Consider the following 1,045-nt stretch of genomic DNA (forward strand, 5'->3'; position numbering starts at 1 on the left):
TGCTTATACATGATCAAATACTCCTTACATAATTAAGGAGAACAAAATGGAACTTAAAAAATTGATGGAACATATTTCTATTATCCCCGATTACAGACAAGCCTGGAAAGTGGAACATAAATTGTCAGATATTCTACTGTTGACTATTTGTGCCGTTATTTCTGGTGCAGAAGGCTGGGAAGATATAGAGGATTTTGGGGAAACACATCTCGATTTTTTGAAGCAATATGGTGATTTTGAAAATGGTATTCCTGTTCACGATACCATTGCCAGAGTTGTATCCTGTATCAGTCCTGCAAAATTTCACGAGTGCTTTATTAACTGGATGCGTGACTGCCATTCTTCAGATGATAAAGACGTCATTGCAATTGATGGAAAAACGCTCCGGCACTCTTATGACAAGAGTCGCCGCAGGGGAGCGATTCATGTCATTAGTGCGTTCTCAACAATGCACAGTCTGGTCATCGGACAGATCAGGACGGATGAGAAATCCAATGAGATTACAGCTATCCCTGAACTTCTTAACATGCTGGATATTAAAGGAAAAATCATCACAACTGATGCGATGGGTTGCCAGAAAGATATTGCAGAGAAGATACAAAAACAGGGAGGTGATTATTTATTCGCGGTAAAAGGAACCCAGGGGCGGCTAAATAAAGCCTTTGAGGAAAAATTTCCGCTGAAAGAATTAAATAATCCAGAGCATGACAGTTACGCAATCAGTGAAAAGAGTCACGGCAGAGAAGAAATCCGTCTTCACATTGTTTGCGATGTCCCTGATGAACTTATTGATTTCACGTTTGAATGGAAAGGGCTGAAGAAATTATGCGTGGCAGTCTCCTTTCGGTCAATAATAGCAGAACAAAAGAAAGAGCCAGAAATGACGGTCAGATATTATATCAGTTCTGCTGATTTTACCGCTGAGAAATTCGCCACAGCGATCCGAAATCACTGGCACGTGGAGAATAAGCTGCACTGGCGTCTGGACGTGGTAATGAATGAACACGACTGCAAAATAAGAAGAGGAAATGCAGCAGAATTATTT

At 40.7% G+C, this 1,045-nt stretch carries 1 protein-coding gene; it reads left to right on the forward strand.

All coding sequences use genetic code 11. From position 1 onward, the window contains the following. Positions 1-46 precede the first annotated feature (46 nt). Positions 47-1,045 (forward strand): ISAs1-like element ISEc1 family transposase (locus tag ACS8YF_RS19605; protein ID WP_440851773.1); only part of this gene is annotated, 999 nt, incomplete at its 3' end.

This window comes from Salinisphaera sp. SWV1 (genome assembly GCF_052044155.1).
In the GTDB taxonomy this organism is placed as follows: Bacteria; Pseudomonadota; Gammaproteobacteria; order Nevskiales; family Salinisphaeraceae; genus Salinisphaera.